Origin of the sequence: Enterobacter cloacae complex sp. 2022EL-00788, assembly GCF_026627565.1 — a bacterium.
Lineage (GTDB): Bacteria > Pseudomonadota > Gammaproteobacteria > Enterobacterales > Enterobacteriaceae > Enterobacter > Enterobacter pasteurii.
The window spans coordinates 19623-36235 of sequence record NZ_JAPNMC010000024.1 but is presented as its reverse complement, the minus strand read 5'-3'; the positions used below and the strand labels follow the sequence as shown (position 1 = coordinate 36235).

Sequence of the window (16613 nt, the reverse complement as noted above, 5' to 3'; positions counted from 1 at the left end):
TACCTTACGCCGCTGGCGGGATTACCTGATAACCAATTCTCTTAAGAAAGCGCGCGGCACTCTCCACCGTGAAAATGATCTCGTCGTCCATAAGGGGGCGCATCGACTGCAACCCGTTCGACGTGTCCACCAGATAGCGGCCGCCGGCCGGAAAACTGAATACGGTTTTGCCATCGCTACAGCGCACCAGATTATAAATAGCGGTCATGGCCTGACCTCCCTGACTTTCACCAGATATTCCGAAGCCTGACTGACCAGGCTGTGAACCGCCGCGACACGAAAGCTTTCCAATTCATCATCCGGCGCCAGGGTGTCTATCCACATATCGAGAACAGCAAGCGCCTGACGGCTGTATTCCAGCGCCTGGCCTGCGCTGGTCGTCAGCATGGCAATGGATTCGTTTTGAGTTGGCTTCTTCATGCGTTCACCTCCATAGCGAGGCGTGTCTGGATAGCCGCGGCCTTGCTCCCCAGCTGGAGATAAGTCCGGGTGATTGCCGGGTTACTGTGTCCGAGCATTTCAGAGGCGACCAGCAAGCCCTGTTCGCCGCCGGCGGACATGAGATTAAAGGCGGCAATTTTGCGGCTGGAATAGGCGCTCAGGCGCAGACGCGTGTTTACTACGCGGGTAAACCACACCATGACGTTGTGCAGTTTCTTCCAGATCGTCTGACGGCTAACGCTACCTTCCAGAGACTGGCAACGGTTACTTTCAATCTGGCTGCGGGAAAATACCAGGTCGTCACCGATAAGATTGCGCTCCATGCGTTCCCGCAGTCGTTTGATGATGCCCGGCGGCAGCTGTTTGGTGTCGTGCTTCACTTCAGCCTTTGCCACCAGCTCAAATACGATCGCCTGTTCTTCTTCCGTCATGCCGGCGGCCAGCTCGTCGCAGCTCACGCTATCCCAGTGCATGTACCCAATGTGATCGCCAGCAAGCCGGGCAGCGTCCTTGCGCTGCTGGCGAACAATCTCGATCCCCTTCCGGGTCGCTCTGGCTTCCGCTGCTTTGGTCTGCTTCGCTACGATGATTGTTGCAATGCCGGTTTCCCAGTTGATGCAGGAGTAACGGAAGTTGCACACGTCGCTGGTACGCCAGCCGGTTACGGTCGCAATATCCCACCAGAGTAAAACCCACTCCGGCTGGGTCTGCTGGATGCGCTCGCGCAGTTTGCGCTGCTCTTCCCGTTCGTAAACGGGGGTCATGGTGCGGGTGCCTTTAGTGGTAGTGGCTTTTACCACGTTGCCGCGCAGTTCGCGGGCTTTAGCTGTCAGGGTCTGGAGGTTAAACATGGCAACCTCCCAATTTCTCAACATCCAGTTCAAACGCGCCGCTGCTGTACTGATAAAGCGAACATTCAGAGCGAATTTTAGCGGCAAAGATAAGATCCCAGCGGGAATAAAACTCGCGGGCTTCTTGCTCACTGTCGGCAACGATGCGTATAACAACGGGAGGGCAGGTCCGGCCTTTCGGCGTACCGAGGAAAAGCCAGGTAAATTTGGGCAGTTTTTGGGTTGGGGTAGTAGCCATGTGGCAGCCTCCATACAGTGGTCTAGATAACCACCACCGGAAACGCCAATTTCACTGGTGGTGGACTGAGCAGGGTTGGCGTAACCGGACTGTATGGACTCCGGCGCGGATTTCTCCGCCCCCACCCAGCCCACCATAATTTTGCTAGCAGAGCGGTTTTGAACCACAACGCGTGAAAATAGGTGAGACGGATCAACGGCACAAAAAAAGACGCTTGGCGCGTCATGTGTCGCCATACAGTCATTCAGGACGCCAATCCTGGCACCAGATTTTGCTGGTGCTTTTAAAGCATACCCTTCAGTTGAATAACAAGGCAAGGAGTTTTTAGGGTGAGCGAAGCCCTGCCCCAGACGGGCATAATTGTTCTTCATGGCATTAACCTTTTTGAATTGTTTAGTGAGCTGTCGCGACAAACTTATTCTGCGAGATCCGAAGTGCAAACTCTCGCAAATTATCTCTGCTCACGGAATCTCAGTTCGTTTGGCTGCGTGACGATTCAATGCGCTCACTAATCCATTCATCAATTTCGCTTTCAATGAAAGCAATTGCTCGAGAACCAATCTTTATGGATGAGGGGAAACGTTGCTCAGCCATGAGTCGATAGATCCAAGCCTTGCTATAGCCGGTTCTGCGCTGAACTTCAGGTAAGCGGATAAGGGAATGGGACATATATACCTCTCGAAGTCTAATGTGGTCTACGAGGTATATTTCAGCAAAAACATGCGGGTAGTTGTGGAAGTCACGGTAAATCAGTTGGAAGCAGCTCTTCCACTGAAATAGAAGTACGGCCAGAAGTTTTAGAACCTGTAGATCGACTTTTTGGAAATCCTTACGAGCTATTTGGAAGCGTATATGTTCAGAGCTTCATTAATTAGCATAGTCAATGCCTTATCTGTAACATCAATGCCATCACCATGTTCCAATATGCTTCTTGAAGCACTCCTAGCAACTTCGGATTTGTTCAAATTTTTACCGCGAACATATTTACCACCTGATTTTTCAAGCGCAATAGCCATTCCAGCGATCAGTTTTAACGCAGTATCTTTACCAGCAAACTCGCCCCACCCGCTTCGTAAAGGCTGATACTTTTCGCTAGAGCTATCTGGATCACATCCAAACCAACTATCTGTAGCTGATATTTCTTTAACAGCCCAAGGCCAAATTTCATTGGAATAAAAATCAGCTCCAGTGATATCTCCGCCAGGTGAGCTAGACCATGTTCTCTTGGGATGTAGTTCTTCCGCGTTTACAGCACTCAAAATTATCCTCAAGTAACTGGAAGCAATGTTGTAGATCTCAGGAGGGAATTTAGCTTTCAACTCATCTAAGCGTGAACAACTGTATACGCCAGCCATAGCCATTGCAGCCTGCTCAGCAGTGACCACACGTTGTCGGCGAAGATGATGGGGCATGTTGAGGATGTTTTCTCGCATAAAAGCTTCCTGCTAACGATAGTCTACAGAAGTCTACTACTGTCAATTAGCACTGTCTATACATACAGTTAAGCGCTTTTCCCAAATGTTCCATGCACTACATTTTCGCCGTTTTCCAACGCTTCCATATAGTCGGCATACCACTGAAGCATTTCACGCCGGCCGTCTATGTACTGAGCGTGGTTGTACGTTCCTCGAATAGAGTTTTTGTCGACGTGTGCCAGCTGCGTTTCTATCCACGAGGTGTTGTAGCCCTGTTCGTGAAGGATGGTACTCATGGTGTGTCGGAAACCGTGCCCGGTGACTTTTCCGTCATAGCCAATCCGCTTAAAGACTTGGTTTATGCTGGCTTCACTCATTGTTTTTCGCGGATCGTTACGGCCAGGGAACATAAGCGGGTAATTGCCTGTTAGCTCTTGGAGCTGGCCAATAAGCGTAAGAGCTTGCCTGGACAATGGCACCACATGAGGGCGACGCATTTTCATGCGTGATGCTGGTATTTCCCAGACGGCCTTACTGATATTGATTTCATCCCAAAATGCCCCGCGGAGTTCGCCGGTACGCAAGCCGGTGATAATCAGCAGACGAGCGGCCAAAACTACTAAAGCGCTTCCTGTATATCCTGACAACGCCTTGAAGAAATCAGGCAATTCTTTCGGTGTAAGGAAAGGATAATGATTGGACTCATGCCCTTGCATGGCGCTGGTGAGATCCGGAGCGGGGTTATACTCAGCACGGCCGGTGACTATTGCGTAACGGAAAACTTCCCCGCAGCGCTGCCTAACTTTTTTGGCCTTTTCTGTAGCGCCGCGCCCCTCAATGCGCCGCAGCACATTCAACAGTTCAAGCGGTTTGATATCGGCTATTGGTTTTTTGCCAATGTAAGGGAACACATCTTTGTTGAAAGCCTCAAGGATGTCTGAAGCATACCCAGCAGACCATTTTTTTAGTTTGCTGCTGTGCCACTCAAGGGCAATATCTTTGAAGGTGTTGTTTAACTGCGTTTCACGGGCGATCTTCTCTTCCCGTTTCGCTTCCATAGGATCGATACCCCCAGCGATACCCCTTTTGGCTTCTTCACGTTTTGCCCGAGCATCGGCCAATGTGACTTCAGGATACACACCCAGCGCTAACAGCTTCTCTTTGCCGGCTACACGATACTTGAGCCGCCAGTATTTGCCACCATTAGGTTTAATCAGGAGATACAAACCACCACCATCAGCCAGCTTGTAAGGCTTATCTTTAGGTTTGGCGGTGTCCACCTGCCGGGCGTTTAGTTTCACTTGGGGGTACCTCCTCTAGACCGAACAGCAAATACCCCCATAAGTACCCCCAAACGACCGTAGATTTCAGGGAACTTTAGTAGACGTAGAAATACTAAAAGGGGCTTCAAGTCGCAGAGTATAAGGGGTTTCAGTGAACTTTAGTAGACTTGGGGAGACGTTAGAATGGTGCCGATAATAGGAGTCGAACCTACGACCTTCGCATTACGAATGCGCTGCTCTACCAACTGAGCTATATCGGCCCTGAGAGGCCGGTTACGAGTGTAACCACGGGGCAAAAGAGTAGATCTAACCGGGTGATGCGTCAATGCCCTTTTGAATCAAACGGCTATTTTTGCATCACCCGTGATTATTTACGCACGAATGGTATCGTCACCGAAGCCGATCCACTTGTAGGTGGTCAGTGCTTCCAGCCCCATCGGACCGCGGGCGTGGAGTTTCTGGGTACTGACAGCAACCTCCGCGCCTAAACCAAACTGGCCACCGTCGGTGAAGCGCGTGGAGGCATTCACGTAAACCGCAGACGAATCCACCTCATTCACAAAACGATCGGCATTGCGCAGGGTGCGCGTCAGGATCGCGTCAGAATGCTGGGTTCCATGTTCGCGAATGTGCGCAATGGCGTCGTCGAGATCGGCAACCACCTTCACGTTCAGGTCCAGGGACAAAAATTCATCGTCGTACTGCTCCGCCTTAACCGGAACCACCGTCGCGGGGCCGTCTTTCAGCAGGGCAAGCGCATTTTCGTCCGCGTGCAGCGTGACGCCGCTTTCTGCCATCTGCTTGCTCAGCGCAGGCAGGAAGGCGTTCGCAATGCCCTGATGCACCAGCAGCGTTTCCACCGTATTACAGGTGCTTGGGCGCTGGGTTTTGGCGTTGACGATAATCCTGAGCGCAGGTTCGACCTCGGCGGTGTCATCCACAACGATATGGCATACGCCAATCCCGCCGGTGATCACCGGAATGGTGGATTGCTCGCGGCACAGCTTGTGCAGACCCGCACCGCCGCGTGGGATCAGCATGTCGATGTATTTGTCCATGCGCAGCATCTCGTTCACCAGCGCGCGGTCAGGGCTTTCTATCGCCTGTACGGCCCCCGCCGGTAAGCCGCACTCTTCCAGCGCCTGCTGAATGACTTTTACCGTCGCCGCGTTGGTGCGCCAGGTCTCTTTCCCGCCGCGCAGGATGGCGGCGTTACCGGTTTTCAGGCACAGGGATGCGACGTCCACCGTCACGTTAGGACGGGCTTCATAAATCACGCCGATAACGCCAAGCGGCACGCGGCGACGCTCCAGACGCAACCCGCTGTCGAGCACACCACCGTCAATCACCTGCCCTACCGGGTCAGCGAGGTTGCACACCTGACGCACGTCGTCGGCGATGCCCTTCAGGCGTGACGGGGTCAGCGCCAGGCGGTCGAGCATCGCGTCGCTCAGGCCGTTGCGACGCGCTTCAAGGAGATCCTGCTCGTTAGCGAGCAGGATCTCCTGCGACTGAGATTCCAGATAATCAGCGATTTTTTCCAGCACGCGGTTTTTCTCGCGGCTGGAAAGGAGCGCCAGTTTGTAAGAGGCGGCTTTCGCAGCTGCGCCCATTTGTTCCAGCATGTTCTGGCTCCTTAACGAATAATCATGTCATCGCGATGTACGGCAACCGGGCCATATTCATAGCCGAGGATGGCGTCAATCTGCTGTGAATGATGGCCCGCAATCCGGCGCAGCGCGTCGCTGTTATAGCGACTCACGCCGTGGGCGATGTCGCGACCTTCAAGGTTACGGATGCGGATCACTTCACCACGGGAGAAGTTACCTGTCACGCTTTTAATTCCTTTTGGAAGTAATGAGCTTCCCCTTTCCAGAATTGCGGCGGTAGCGCCTTCGTCCACGGTAAGTTCTCCCGCCGGCGGCGCGCCGAAGATCCAGCGCTTACGGTTTTCCAGCGGGGATGCCTGCGCGTGGAAACGCGTGCCCACAGAGATGCCTTCCATCACATCGCCAATTACGCCAGGGCGGCTGCCTGCGGCAATGATGGTGTCGATACCGGCCCGGCACGCCACGTCAGCGGCCTGCAGCTTGGTGCCCATCCCGCCGGTTCCCAGGCCAGAAACGCTGTCACCGGCGATGGCGCGCAGCGCGTCATCAATGCCATAAACGTCTTTGATAAGTTCAGCCTGCGGATTAGAACGCGGGTCAGCGGTAAACAGCCCCTGCTGATCGGTCAGGAGCAGGAGCTTATCGGCCCCCGCCAGGATCGCGGCCAGCGCAGAGAGGTTATCGTTATCGCCCACTTTGATTTCAGCGGTGGCAACGGCGTCGTTTTCGTTGATGACCGGAACAATATTGTTGTCCAGCAGCGCGCGCAGCGTGTCGCGTGCGTTCAGGAAGCGCTCTCTGTCCTCCATGTCCGCGCGCGTCAGCAGCATCTGCCCAACGTGAATGCCGTAGATGGAGAACAGCTGTTCCCAGAGTTGAATGAGTCGGCTTTGTCCCACGGCGGCCAGCAGCTGTTTGGAGGCAATCGTCGCGGGGAGTTCGGGGTAGCCCAGGTGTTCACGCCCGGCGGCAATCGCCCCGGACGTCACAATCACAATGCGATGCCCTGCGGCATGCAACTGAGCGCACTGACGTACAAGCTCAACAATATGGGCGCGATTTAGGCGGCGCGATCCGCCTGTTAACACACTGGTACCGAGTTTTACCACCAGCGTCTGGCTGTCACTCATGATTCTCTGCCGTTCAACAATAAGGGAAAATGATGTCAGTCAGACGTTTTAACAGGTGTCAGCCCCGTTGCCAACTGCCTTAGCACATCAGAAATCACTTTGTTGCGCAGGATCAGGAAGCGTAGCGGCAGATTTTGACAATTTTATTACCGAAAAATTAAAACATACTTTTTTAGACATATTCTTACTTTGTCATAAAAGTTTCACCCGCGGACGATAAAACCCTTCCTGTTTTTCACGGGGCAGTAAGTTGAATCTTATTGCTCAGCGAATATTAGCGCGTTTTAAAATATCAGGATTGAAAATGAAAAAGAGCACTCTGGCATTAGTGGTAATGGGCGTAGTTGCTTCCGCATCCGTTCACGCAGCAGAAGTTTATAATAAAAATGGTAATAAACTGGACGTGTACGGCAAAGTAAAAGCAATGCACTACCTCAGTGATGATGACGCTAAAGACGGTGACCAGACTTACGTTCGTTTTGGTTTTAAAGGCGAAACCCAGATTAACGATCGGCTGACGGGCTATGGTCGTTGGGAAGCCGAGTTCGCGGGCAACAAAGCAGAAAGCGACTCTTCTCAAAAGACGCGCCTGGCGTTTGCCGGTATTAAGCTGAAAGATTTTGGCTCTTTCGATTACGGCCGTAACCTGGGCGCGCTGTATGACGTCGCGGCATATACCGATATGTTCCCTGAGTTCGGCGGTGACGGCCTGGCGCAGACCGATAACTTCATGACGAAGCGTGCCTCCGGTCTGGCCACGTACCGCAATACTGACTTCTTTGGCCTGGTTGACGGCCTTGATATGACCCTGCAGTACCAGGGCAAAAATGAAAACCGCGACGTGAAAAAGCAGAACGGTGACGGCTTCGGTACCTCTCTGGGCTATGACTTCGGCGGTAGCGATTTTTCTGTAATTGGTGCGTACGCCAGCTCTGACCGCACCAACGAACAGAACCTGCAGACGCGCGGTGAAGGTAAAAAAGCAGAAGGCTGGGCAACCGGTCTGAAATATGATGCCAACGATATTTATCTGGCCACTATCTATTCTGAAACACGCAATATGGCGCCAATCTCCGGCGGCTTTGCCAATAAAGCGCAAAACTTCGAAGTGGTCGCACAGTACCAGTTTGACTTTGGTCTGCGCCCGTCTCTGGGCTATGTGCAGTCAAAAGGTAAGGATATCGAGGGCATCGGTGACGAAGATATCGTGAAATACATCGACGTGGGCGCGACGTATTATTTCAACAAAAATATGTCCGCGTTTGTTGATTATAAAATCAACCAGATCGACGACGATAATAAACTGGGCGTAAGCAGCGATGATATCGTTGCGCTGGGCATGACCTATCAGTTCTGATCATGCGAAATAAAAAAACCGGCTTAATGCCGGTTTTTTTATTACGGGGATTAATGCGGTCTGTTACCCTCACCCCGCCCTCTGCGTTTGGGAGAGGGAGAAGACCATCAGGCGCTCAGTTTTACCGCTTCGCTGGAAAAGTCATCCGCTGGTTCGAACTTGAGATCCAGAGTGGCCAGCAACGCGCTTGCCTTGTCGTGGAACTCTTTAAGCGTGTGTTCCAGACGGTCAATCACTTCCCGATCTTTAATGCTCGTCGCTTCCCAGTGCCCGTCTTTATTGAACAGGCCAAACTGGTAGCTATAGGTGAAACGGTTTTCCTGTGCTTCCATTTCCATCCACCAGCCCCAGAACTCACGTTTTTCGGGTGCAGGCTTCACGTTGACGCAAACAGCCAGGCAGTCGAAAAAAAAGCGATTCTCTTCACACTGCTCTTCACGAATATACGGGCCAAGAGCCATGAACTTCTTAATCAGTCTACTTTTCGGGTGTCCACTCGGTAACGTCATTACGATCTCCTTTTGTGAAGCACTGTTTTACCAAACCAACGAAATTTAGCAAACTATTAACACAATCTCTGCGTGATCCAGCGTGTAATCTCTTTCAGCGCTTTGTCAAAATTCTGGTACACGGGGCTGAACGGCACTTCGAGCAATTTACCATCCGCAGATGACGAGGTGATTAAGCGCGACTCCTCTTCCGGGCTAAAGGGATCGTTCTTCCAGAAACCGGACATCATCGGGGTTGGACAGCGACGCCCCAGTAAACCCTGCGTTTTTAAGGAATAGCGATTAAGTTCCACGCGCAACGCTTCGTCTGAAGCATCATGCATGCCAAGTCGGCTCGCCAGCACGTCCAGATACATCTCCGGAACGCTGCCCTGGCGCGCCGGATCGCTTAACAGCGCATGCACTACCGGGCCAAGGCAGGCGACCGCCTTCAGGCGTGAAGATTCAAGGTAAGCCAGCCGTACCGCGACGTTAGCCCCAAAGCGGAAGCCGAATGCCCCTACCCGGGTGTGATCAACCCAGGGAATATTTTCCAGCGCTTTTAACGCATGCTGGTGCAGCAGGCTGGAATCCTGAGTCAGTTTCCATTTGGAAGAGAAGCCAATCGAAGGCATATCGAGCGTCAGCATGGCGATCCCGTTTGGTGCAAAGTAACGCTCATACAGGCTGTAATAGTCGATTTGCAAAGAGTCCAGGCCGCCGCACATCAGGACCGTCGGGAACGGGCCTTCACCCTCAGGCATATGCAGAAAGCCTGTCACCGGGCTGCCGCCGGGAACCGCAAACTCAATCTCACGCATCCGGCCCGGCAGCCGCTGCGCGGCCTCTTCATAAGCCCGGTTTGCCAGCGCCTGCGCCTGCTCCGCCAGCTCGTCGCCCTTGAGATGCGGGTAGGCGGCAATGCTGTACAGGTTCGCCGCATGCAGCCAGTGCTTACCGCTGAGCGTGGCATCCTCTTCCTGGCTGGCTTTTTGCTGCCAGAGCATGGCCTGCTTCGACCATTCGTAGATCCAGTTCCCGCCGCGGTAGCCCACCACCGTATCGTAGAGATCGCTGTCGGTACGCTCGGTCTCGCTCATCACGATACGCGCCTGCACGTCGAGGATTTCGCGCGGGTCGATACCGCGCCAGATCCACATCAGGCGGTTAATCATGCGATACCAGTGGGGCACGTTTTTACCATCTAACGCTGACTGTACAGCAGGCATGGTCCCCGGATTAAACCGACGCACCAGCGTCGACGTTTCAGGGTGCTTGAAACGGGGTTTGAAGAGAGTTTCGGTGAGATTCGCCTGCGCCATTGCGTTGCCTCCATGGATACGTCATAGGGAGACCATTGTAGCGCGTGGCAGGGCAAAAAGAACAACGCCCGGCATAACCGGGCGTGTAAAGTTACGTACTGAAATTAACGGCCAGAGATAGGCGGTACAAAGACCACGCCCATGTCCCACGGCTGCTCAATCCAGGTATCCTGCGGGATATCAATCACGTAATCGTCAACCAGTGGGCGACCCGCTGGTTTTGCGAAGATAGTCACGAAGTGCGCTTTTGGATACATTTCGCGGATAGCCACCGCGGTACCGCCGGTATCCACAAGATCGTCAATCACGATAAAGCCTTCACCGTCGCCTTCCGCACGTTTCAGCACCTTCAGCTCACGCTGGTTGTCGTGGTCATAGCTGGAGATACAAACGGTATCGACATGACGGATACCCAGCTCACGAGCCAGCAGCGCCCCCGGTACCAGACCGCCACGGCTGACGGCAATAATGCCTTTCCACTGTTCGGAAGGCATCAGACGCGCAGCCAGTTTGCGTGCGTGAATCTGCAACATGTCCCAGGTGACGACGTATTTTTCGCTCATGTGAAGTGTCCCAGCCTGTTTATATACGGCTTAAAAAATGAGGGTGAACCAGATTGCGCGAGATTATAGAGATCTGACGCACTAAAAACCAGTGTTAAGCGCCCCGAGCCTGAGTTTTTACATGCTTTATGCTACCAGCCACGGGAGAAAGTGGTATTCTCAGTTGCATCTCGCAAGCCTGTCTTGTGGTAACTATTAACCTGCTAACCCTGTGACCTGCAACACTGTTTTGCAGCGCATCGACAAGGAGACCTATCGTGTCTGAACTGTCTCAATTATCTCCACAGCCGCTGTGGGATATTTTTGCCAAAATCTGCTCTATTCCGCACCCTTCCTATCACGAAGAACAGCTTGCCGAACATATTATGGGCTGGGCGAAGGAAAAAGGTCTGCACGCTGAGCGCGACCAGGTTGGCAACATTCTGATCCGCAAACCTGCCACCGCGGGTATGGAAAACCGCAAGCCGGTGGTTCTGCAGGCGCACCTGGACATGGTTCCACAGAAAAACAACGACACCGTTCACGACTTCACTAAAGACCCAATCCAGCCGTATATCGACGGCGAATGGGTTAAAGCGCGCGGCACCACGCTGGGTGCGGATAACGGCATTGGTATGGCTTCTGCGCTGGCGGTGCTGGCCGATGACGGCGTTGAACATGGTCCGCTGGAAGTGCTGCTGACCATGACCGAAGAAGCGGGCATGGACGGTGCGTTCGGTCTGCAGGCGAACTGGCTGCAGGCAGACATTCTGATCAACACCGACTCCGAAGAAGAAGGTGAGATCTACATGGGCTGCGCGGGCGGGATTGATTTTATTTCGACCCTGCCGCTGAGCCGCGAAGCGATCCCTGCTGGCTTCGAGACCTTTAAGCTGACGCTGAAAGGGCTGAAGGGCGGTCACTCCGGCGGTGATATTCACCTGGGCCTCGGTAACGCCAACAAACTGCTGGCACGTTTCCTGGCTGGCCATGCGGCTGAACTGGATCTGCGCCTGGTGGACTTCAACGGCGGTACCCTGCGTAACGCCATTCCACGCGAAGCCTTTGCGACCGTAGCGGTACCTGCGGCGAAAGCGGATGAGCTGAAAAAGCTTTCCAGCGTGTACCTGGATATCCTGAAAAACGAACTGTCTGCGAAAGAGAAAAACCTGACGGTGGTGCTGGAGTCCGTAACGACGGATAAAGCCGCGCTGACCGTGCCGTCCCGTGACGCTTTCGTCCAGCTGCTTAACGCAACGCCAAACGGCGTGATCCGTAACTCTGACGTCGCGAAAGGCGTGGTGGAAACCTCACTGAACGTGGGCGTTGTGACCATGGGCGACGACAGCGCAGAGATCATCTGCCTGATCCGTTCCCTGATCGACAGCGGTAAAGAATACGTTGTTAGCATGCTGGAATCTCTGGGTACCCTGGCGGGCGCAAAAACGTCTGCGAAAGGCAGCTACCCGGGCTGGCAGCCGGATGCAAGTTCCCCGGTGATGGCGCTGGTGCGCGAAACTTACCAGCGTCTGTTCAACAGCACGCCAAACATTCAGGTTATTCACGCGGGCCTGGAATGCGGTCTGTTCAAGAAACCGTATCCGGATATGGATATGGTTTCCATTGGGCCAACCATCACCGGTCCGCACTCGCCGGATGAGCAGGTTCACATTGAAAGCGTCGGCCATTACTGGACGCTGCTGACTGAACTGCTGAAAGCCATTCCTGCGAAGTAACACCCTCACCCCCGCCCTCTCCCACGAGGAGAGGGCGGACAACGTTGCGCCTACAGTCCCAGCACCAGCTGACGTTCCAGCTGGGGATCCAGCAGCGTGACATGCAGCCCCACCAGCCTTACTCCTCGCCCGGCCCGACGCTCTTCCCACGCCTTTTTTGCCGTCGCAATAAGATCCTCTTTGTTCAGACGCGGCCAGACGTGCTCCTGCGTCGTCTGCTGAAAGTCATTAAATTTCAGCTTGATGCCCTGCCGGGCAATCAGTAAATCCGGCTTCACCTTGATAAGGCGTCGTTCCAGTTCCGGATAGAGCTGTTCCGTGATAATGGTTTCGCATTCCGACCAGTCGTGGATATCTTCGCTCAGCGTGCGTTCAACCCCGACGGATTTACGCAGCCGTTCGCTGTTCACATCACGATCGTCAATGCCCTGGCTGCGCTCCCACAGCACGCGGCCAAACTTACCAAAGCGCTTAAGCAGCATCGCCAGATCGCTTCGCTGTACGTCTTCGCAGGTGCGTAATCCCATATTTTCCAGCTTCGCAGCGGAAACTTTACCGACGCCGGGAATTTTACTGAGCGGCAGCGTTTTTAAAAACCCCGGAACCTCTTCCGGGGTGATGACGTACTGGCCGTTGGGCTTGTTTAAATCGGAAGCGATTTTGGCGAGGAATTTTACCGGCGCGACGCCGGCCGACGCCGTCAGATTCAGCTCGTTGAAGATGGTCTGGCGGATCTCCTGCGCCATCAGGGTGGCAGAGCCGTGGCAGTGCACGCTGTCGGTGACGTCCAGATAGGCTTCATCCAGCGATAACGGTTCAATCAGGGAGGTATAGCGGGAGAAGATCTCCCGAATATGGCTCGACGCTTCTTTGTACGCGTCAAAACGGCCGGGCAAAAGGGTGAGGTGCGGACACAGTTTTAGCGCCATCGCCGTCGGCATGGCGCTGCGCACGCCAAATTTGCGTGCAGGATAGTTCGCGGTGCTGATCACACCGCGCTGGACACGACTGCCGCCAATGGCGATAGGGATGTCCCGCAGCGCGGGGTTGTCACGCATCTCCACTGCGGCAAAAAAACAGTCCATATCGACATGGATTATTTTGCGCATTGATTACACCACACATGTATTTATATACAGTATAACAAAAGGCAAAAAATGCGTCAGCTATTTTCCTTTCTCTCAGTTGTCATAAATACATGATACAAAGGATCATAATAAAACCTTTATATTCATGAACTTATTAAATTAAATGGAGAGATAATATTCATGAGGAAAATACTTTCGGTTTCGTTACTGTTTCTGGCGAGTGCAGCATCCGCTAATCCTGAGATCGTTGCACACCGGGGAGGCACCGCGGATGCACCTGAAAACACCCTGCCTGCGATTAAGCTCGCGCTTGAAAACAAAGCAGATATCGTCTGGATAACCGTGCAGCTTAGTCGGGATGGCGTACCGGTGCTCTATCGTCCGGCTGACCTGAAAGCGTTAACCAGCCTGCAGGGAAAAGTGTCACAGTTTACCGCTGAAGAGCTGGCAAAGGCGGATGCCAGCGTTAAGTGGAAAGATAAGGGCCTGCCGGAAAGCCTGCTGAACGCGTCGATACCGACGCTGAAGTCGGTACTAACGACCTGGCCGGACGCGCGGTTTTTCATTGATATCAAATCGCCGGACGCCGATCCGGCGACGATGGGCAACAAACTGCTTAACGTACTGAAGGAGACAAACAGCCTGAATCGCGTTCGCGTCTATTCAACCGAAGATCGCTATATGGAAGCACTCCCTGCCGACATTCCTCGCTTTGTCACGCGCAGCGAGACCCGCACGCGACTGGCCACCGTTTCGTTAAGCCACGAATGTCTGCCTCCTTCCCAAAAAATGGACGATTACTGGTACGGGCTTGAGTTAAACCGCAAAGTAGAGGTAGTCGAAAAATTCACCCTGGGCGAAGGTGTCTCCCCCGCAACCTTAACGTGGGACAAAGAGGCCGTTGACTGTTTCCGCTCGCAGGGCAATGCCCATTTAATTTTCATCGGCGTGAACGCCAGTGAGGATTACCAGAAGGCCAGGGCATTAGGCGCTGAAGGCGTACTGGTGGACTCGCCAGCCAGCGCCAAAAGCTGGGTAAAATAACGAATAAAGGCCGCAAGAAGCGGCCTTTTTCTAGATGATCCTCTGCTGGTCCCGAGCCAGCCGTTTTTTCCGCGCATCGCACGGTTCCGGGCAGTCGCACACCTTCTCCATTCCAATGGAAGAGATGCCGCCGCAGCTGCCCTGAATGCTTTTACGCTTGATGATCCAGCCTAAAGACATGCCAAAAATCACCAGCACAAACACCGCAAAAGTCGCCAGAAAGGTCAGCACAATCAGCCTCCGAAATCATCAAGCATGATGTTCTCATCTTCCACGCCAAGATCTTTGAGCATCTTAATCACGGCGGCGTTCATCATTGGCGGACCACACATATAGAACTCGCAGTCTTCCGGTGCCGGATGCTGTTTGAGGTAGTTTTCATACAGCACGTTGTGGATGAAGCCCGTATAGCCGGTCCAGTTATCTTCAGGCTGCGGATCGGAAAGCGCCACGTGGAAGGTAAAGTTAGGGTTATCGCGCGCCAGCTGTTCGAACTCATCGTCATAGAACATTTCGCGCAGCGAGCGCGCACCGTACCAGAAGCTTATCTTACGCTTGCTGCCAAGACGCTTAAGCTGGTCAAAGATATGCGAACGCATTGGCGCCATCCCGGCACCGCCGCCGATAAAGACCATTTCCGCATCGGTATCTTTGGCGAAGAATTCCCCGAACGGGCCGGAGATGGTCACTTTGTCGCCTGGCTTAAGAGACCAGATATACGACGACATCACGCCCGGCGGCGCGTTTGGCACGTTAGGCGGCGGCGTAGCGATACGCACGTTGAGCATAATGATGCCCTTCTCTTCCGGATAGTTCGCCATGGAATAGGCGCGAAGCGCGGGCTCTTTTACTTCGGAGACAAAGCGGAAGAGATTAAATTTATCCCAGTCGGCCCGATACTCCTCGGGCACGTCGAAGTCCGCATACGCCACGGTGTGCGCCGGGCAATCAATCTGGATATACCCGCCCGCACGGAACGGGACGCTCTCCCCTTCAGGAACGCGCAGCTTGAGCTCTTTAATGAAGGTAGCTTTGTTATCGTTAGAGATAACCTCGCACTCCCATTTTTTAACGCCGAAGATCTCTTCCGGCAGCTCAATCTTCATGTTCTGACGAACCGCGACCTGGCACGCCAGACGGCAGCCCGCTTTCGCTTCACGCTTCGTGATATGCGACAGTTCCGTTGGCAGAATATCACCGCCGCCCTCTTTCACCGTCACGCGGCACTGCCCGCAGGAGCCACCGCCACCGCAGGCCGACGAGACAAAGATCCCGTTGCCGGAGAGCGTATTCAGCAGCTTATCCCCTGCCGGCGTACGGATCTGATTCTGCGGGTCGTCATTGATATCAATGACCACATCCCCGGAATTGACCAGCTTCGCACGCGCCGCCAGAATCAGCCCTGACAGCACCAGTACTATCAGCGTGAACATCACCACGCCAAGAATAATTTCCATCTGTTAGCCCTTATAGCTGCACACCGGAGAAGGACATAAAGCCCAACGCCATCAGGCCGGTGGTGATAAAGGTGATCCCTAAGCCACGTAACCCCGCTGGCACGTTGGCATATTTCATTTTTTCACGGATCCCCGCCATGGTGACGATCGCCAGCATCCAGCCGATACCGGAGCCGAAGCCATACACAACCGATTCACTGAAGTTGTAATCGCGCTGAACCATAAACGAGACGCCGCCAAAAATAGCGCAGTTCACGGCGATAAGCGGCAGGAAGATCCCCAGCGCGTTGTACAGCGACGGGAAATACTTATCGAGGATCATCTCAAGGATCTGCACCAGCGCCGCAATCACCCCGATAAAGGTGATGAAGTTCAGGAAGCTGAGATCAACGCCCTCCACCAGCGCGCTGTCCCGCAGCACGAAGTTAAACACCAGGTTGTTGATCGGAACGGAAAGCCCCAGCACAACGGTAACCGCCACGCCCAGACCAAACGCCGTCGATACCTTTTTAGAAACAGCAAGGAACGTACACATGCCCAGGAAAAAGGCGAGCGCCATGTTTTCAACAAACACCGCGCGCACAAATAAACTCAGGTAATGAGCCATCGTC

Annotated in this window: 19 protein-coding genes, 1 tRNA gene and 1 pseudogene; 3 read left to right on the top strand and 18 right to left on the bottom strand. The window is 53.7% G+C overall.

Features of this window, described 5'->3' with window-relative positions:
• Nucleotides 1-4: 4 nt before the first annotated feature.
• The 11 genes and pseudogenes from OWK27_RS23550 to proB form a co-directional block, all read right to left on the bottom strand.
• A complete protein-coding gene (locus tag OWK27_RS23550) occupies nt 5-208 on the bottom strand; it encodes a hypothetical protein (protein WP_047955080.1) in 204 nt (67 codons plus the stop codon).
• Nucleotides 205-420 carry a hypothetical protein gene (locus OWK27_RS23545; protein WP_047955079.1) on the bottom strand — a complete coding sequence of 72 codons (216 nt, stop codon included), beginning with the start codon at nt 418-420 and terminating at the stop codon, nt 205-207. Before OWK27_RS23545 ends, OWK27_RS23550 begins: the two co-directional genes overlap by 4 nt.
• Nucleotides 417-1292 carry a tyrosine-type recombinase/integrase gene (locus tag OWK27_RS23540; RefSeq protein ID WP_021312336.1) on the bottom strand — a complete coding sequence of 292 codons (876 nt, stop codon included), beginning with the start codon at nt 1290-1292 and terminating at the stop codon, nt 417-419. Before OWK27_RS23540 ends, OWK27_RS23545 begins: the two co-directional genes overlap by 4 nt.
• The gene (locus tag OWK27_RS23535; protein ID WP_071843324.1) at nt 1285-1530 is read right to left on the bottom strand and encodes a host cell division inhibitor Icd-like protein; all 246 of its coding nucleotides are present in this window, start codon (nt 1528-1530) and stop codon (nt 1285-1287) included. Before OWK27_RS23535 ends, OWK27_RS23540 begins: the two co-directional genes overlap by 8 nt.
• A gap of 44 nt (nt 1531-1574) precedes the next feature.
• Nucleotides 1575-1766, bottom strand: a pseudogene (locus OWK27_RS23530) (ash family protein); the annotation flags it as partial.
• A gap of 235 nt (nt 1767-2001) precedes the next feature.
• Nucleotides 2002-2199 carry a helix-turn-helix transcriptional regulator gene (locus tag OWK27_RS23525; RefSeq protein ID WP_032441478.1) on the bottom strand — a complete coding sequence of 66 codons (198 nt, stop codon included), beginning with the start codon at nt 2197-2199 and terminating at the stop codon, nt 2002-2004.
• Nucleotides 2200-2366: 167 nt separating this feature from the next.
• The gene (locus OWK27_RS23520) at nt 2367-2963 is read right to left on the bottom strand and encodes a hypothetical protein (RefSeq protein WP_047955077.1); all 597 of its coding nucleotides are present in this window, start codon (nt 2961-2963) and stop codon (nt 2367-2369) included.
• 68 nt (nt 2964-3031) lie between these two features.
• On the bottom strand, nt 3032-4246 hold the full coding sequence (locus OWK27_RS23515) for a tyrosine-type recombinase/integrase (RefSeq protein ID WP_047955076.1): 1215 nt from the start codon (nt 4244-4246) through the stop codon (nt 3032-3034).
• 166 nt (nt 4247-4412) lie between these two features.
• Nucleotides 4413-4488 (bottom strand) — tRNA-Thr (locus OWK27_RS23510).
• 111 nt (nt 4489-4599) lie between these two features.
• Nucleotides 4600-5853 carry a glutamate-5-semialdehyde dehydrogenase gene (proA, locus tag OWK27_RS23505; RefSeq protein ID WP_242173506.1) on the bottom strand — a complete coding sequence of 418 codons (1254 nt, stop codon included), beginning with the start codon at nt 5851-5853 and terminating at the stop codon, nt 4600-4602.
• 11 nt (nt 5854-5864) lie between these two features.
• A complete protein-coding gene (gene proB, locus OWK27_RS23500; protein WP_242173508.1) occupies nt 5865-6968 on the bottom strand; it encodes a glutamate 5-kinase in 1104 nt (367 codons plus the stop codon).
• Between the two features lie 304 nt (nt 6969-7272).
• On the opposite strand from proB, the gene phoE reads away from it, so the two are divergent.
• Nucleotides 7273-8325, top strand: a complete 1053-nt coding sequence (phoE, locus tag OWK27_RS23495) for a phosphoporin PhoE (RefSeq protein ID WP_148420214.1) — start codon at nt 7273-7275, stop codon at nt 8323-8325.
• Nucleotides 8326-8432: 107 nt separating this feature from the next.
• Here phoE and crl read toward each other — a convergent pair whose 3' ends face one another.
• The 3 genes from crl to gpt form a co-directional block, all read right to left on the bottom strand.
• Nucleotides 8433-8834: a sigma factor-binding protein Crl gene (gene crl, locus OWK27_RS23490; RefSeq protein ID WP_252005241.1), complete on the bottom strand. Its 402-nt coding sequence runs from the start codon at nt 8832-8834 to the stop codon at nt 8433-8435.
• A 56-nt stretch (nt 8835-8890) separates the two neighbouring features.
• Nucleotides 8891-10135 (bottom strand): esterase FrsA, encoded by a 1245-nt coding sequence (gene frsA / locus OWK27_RS23485; protein WP_148420212.1) that lies wholly within the window; start codon nt 10133-10135, stop codon nt 8891-8893.
• Between the two features lie 104 nt (nt 10136-10239).
• Nucleotides 10240-10698: a xanthine phosphoribosyltransferase gene (gene gpt, locus OWK27_RS23480; RefSeq protein ID WP_003863205.1), complete on the bottom strand. Its 459-nt coding sequence runs from the start codon at nt 10696-10698 to the stop codon at nt 10240-10242.
• A gap of 257 nt (nt 10699-10955) precedes the next feature.
• On the opposite strand from gpt, the gene pepD reads away from it, so the two are divergent.
• Nucleotides 10956-12413, top strand: coding sequence for a cytosol nonspecific dipeptidase (pepD, locus tag OWK27_RS23475; RefSeq protein WP_193355710.1), 1458 nt, complete (start codon nt 10956-10958; stop codon nt 12411-12413).
• A 50-nt stretch (nt 12414-12463) separates the two neighbouring features.
• Here the strand turns inward: pepD and dinB are convergent, their stop codons facing one another.
• Nucleotides 12464-13522, bottom strand: coding sequence for a DNA polymerase IV (gene dinB, locus OWK27_RS23470; protein ID WP_267591326.1), 1059 nt, complete (start codon nt 13520-13522; stop codon nt 12464-12466).
• A gap of 159 nt (nt 13523-13681) precedes the next feature.
• Here dinB and OWK27_RS23465 point away from each other — a divergent pair, with 159 nt between their 5' ends.
• Complete coding sequence (locus tag OWK27_RS23465) at nt 13682-14545, top strand: glycerophosphodiester phosphodiesterase family protein (protein WP_267591325.1); 864 nt, start codon at nt 13682-13684, stop codon at nt 14543-14545.
• A gap of 30 nt (nt 14546-14575) precedes the next feature.
• Here the strand turns inward: OWK27_RS23465 and nqrM are convergent, their stop codons facing one another.
• From nqrM to nqrE, 3 genes are read right to left on the bottom strand one after another with little or no spacing between them, the layout of a single operon-like run.
• Nucleotides 14576-14725 (bottom strand): (Na+)-NQR maturation NqrM, encoded by a 150-nt coding sequence (gene nqrM, locus OWK27_RS23460; RefSeq protein ID WP_227009663.1) that lies wholly within the window; start codon nt 14723-14725, stop codon nt 14576-14578.
• Between the two features lie 53 nt (nt 14726-14778).
• A complete protein-coding gene (nqrF, locus tag OWK27_RS23455; RefSeq protein ID WP_148420209.1) occupies nt 14779-16002 on the bottom strand; it encodes an NADH:ubiquinone reductase (Na(+)-transporting) subunit F in 1224 nt (407 codons plus the stop codon).
• Nucleotides 16003-16012: 10 nt separating this feature from the next.
• On the bottom strand, nt 16013-16609 hold the full coding sequence (gene nqrE, locus OWK27_RS23450) for an NADH:ubiquinone reductase (Na(+)-transporting) subunit E (protein WP_061099102.1): 597 nt from the start codon (nt 16607-16609) through the stop codon (nt 16013-16015).
• Nucleotides 16610-16613 lie beyond the last annotated feature (4 nt).